We start from the raw sequence: 2057 nt of genomic DNA, 5'->3' as shown, positions 1-2057 counted from the left end.
ACACGTCGTTCAACAGCACGCCGTTGGCCGCAGCCACCGTGAGCAGCGCCCCTTCCGTCACGGCGTTGATGTCGGCATGCGCCGTCGGCACATCGTTGACGATATCGATGGTGAGCGTCGTGGAGGCGGGGTCGCCATCGGAATCGACCACCTTGACGGCAAAGTCGTCATGCGTGCCGTTGCCCGGGGTGCTATCCAGCAGCGTGTAGGAATAGGTGTAGCCGGTCCCAGGCGTGCCGGTGATGGTCAGGTCGCCATACTGGCCGTGCACCAGAATGCCACCGGCTGCGTTGGTCACCTCGATCTGGGTGTTGTCCTTGTCGGTCACGTAGAGGTGGCCGATCGTGTCGCCGCCGGTGGTGATCGCCAGCGCGCCGGTCGTGGTCTCGCTGGTGTCGCTGTTGTTGTTGGCGTCGTTGTCGGCGATTTCGCCCGAGCCGGCCGGCAGGCCGTCATGCGGCGGCAGGCCGGCTTCGCTCGCCGCGCTGTGGCCGTTCGCATCGGGATTCTGCGGCGTCACGTCGATGGTGGGCGTGGAATCCGGCTTCAGATTGATCGTCACCGTCGCCACGGAGGCGTCGCCGTCGCCGTCGACGATCCGGTACTGGAACGTCACGGTTCCTTCTTCGCCGGCGGCCGGCTTGTAGGTGAAGGTGCCGTCATTGTTGTAGGTGACCGTGCCGGTGCCGCCGCTCAGCGAGTTCGCCACATAGCTGACCTTCGACGGATCGGCGATGTTGACACCGTCCGCGCCGGGCACGTCGTTGGCGAACACGTTCACCGTCACCGGCGCGTTCTCGGTGCCCTGCGTGGCGACGTCGTCATGCGCCGTCGGCACGTCGTCGACGATCTGGACCGAGAGCGTGCCGGGAAGCGAGACGTCGCCATCGCTGTCGGTGACGGTCACCGTCATGTCGTCGTAAAGGGAGGCGTCGCCTGCCGGGTGAGTCTCGCTGTGCAGTAGCGTGTAGGTGTAGCTCACCTGGCCGGTGGCGGCATCGTAGCCGTTGATGGTCAGCGTGTTGCCGAAGGGCGTCGCAATGTTGATCGGTGCCGACGCGCTGTTGGCAAGCTCGGCGGCGGTGATCACATGGCCATTGATGTCCACCGAGCCGATGCCGTCGGGCGAGTTGATGGTGAAGGTGCCGGTGTTGTGCTCGGAGGGGTCGTTGTCGACTTGGGCGCTGGTCCCCGCTTCGCCGGACCCCGTCGCGCCGGCGGTCTCAAGGCCCTTCTCGTTGACGGTGGTGTCGCCGCCCTGGACGGAAGGCGTAAGGTCGAGGATCGTCGGCGTTGAGTTGGGCAGCAGCCCCGGGAACAGCTCGCGATGCTCCGGCTGGCCGAACGCCAGGTCCGTCGGCGGCAGCAGGGCGGTGAGGCCGAAGCCGTCGCCGATGCCGCCGGGGGGCTGTTCGAAATTGCCGCCCGCGCTGCCCGGCGAGCCGTTGCCGCCGGCCGAGATCGAGCCGTCGGCGCCGAAGGCGACATCGACATGGCTGGCTTCCAGCGCGGCGATCAGGGCCACGCGCGGCACCTCGACGTCGCCGAGGATGAAGGTCGGCACATTCAGCGCGGCGTCCTTGATGACGATCTGGGATCCGTCGGGCTGCGTGAGGACGAGGTCGTGTCCGTCGACTTTGATGTTGTCGATCGAAACGCTGGCCGGAAGCTTTACGACGTTGCCGGCCTCGACGTGATATTCATGCGGGGTATTCGCCGCCGCCGCATTTGCCGCCGGTGCGTTTGCGGGAGCGTTGGAAGCAGGAGCCTTGGCGTCCGCTGCCGGCTGGTTTGCCCCTTGAGCATTGGCCGCGCCCTGCGCCGGCGTGCCGCTGCCGACATCGACCGGCACCGGCTCGCTGGCCGCCTGGCCAGTGGTCGCCTGCGCGACCTGGACACCCGTCGAGATGTGATTTTCACCAGCGCTCGTGTGCTCGTCCCAGGAATTTGAAACGGCGTCGAATTCGATATTGGTCGTCATAGCTGAAGCCCCTCCGGCATTTCCCGGAAAGAGACATGTCTGGCACGGACTTTGCAACAGTCGTTCAATCCATTTC

At 66.0% G+C, this 2057-nt stretch carries 1 protein-coding gene; it reads right to left on the bottom strand.

Annotated elements, in window-relative coordinates; translation table 11 throughout:
* A partial coding sequence (locus FJ471_RS34490) for a cadherin-like domain-containing protein (protein ID WP_181179962.1) occupies positions 1 to 1981 on the bottom strand: 1981 nt, incomplete at its 3' end.
* Positions 1982 to 2057: the final 76 nt, after the last annotated feature.

This window comes from Mesorhizobium sp. B2-7-1 (genome assembly GCF_006440735.1).
GTDB lineage: Bacteria > Pseudomonadota > Alphaproteobacteria > Rhizobiales > Rhizobiaceae > Mesorhizobium.
The sequence above is the reverse complement of the archived record's forward strand: the minus strand, read 5'-3'. Positions and strand labels throughout refer to the sequence as shown.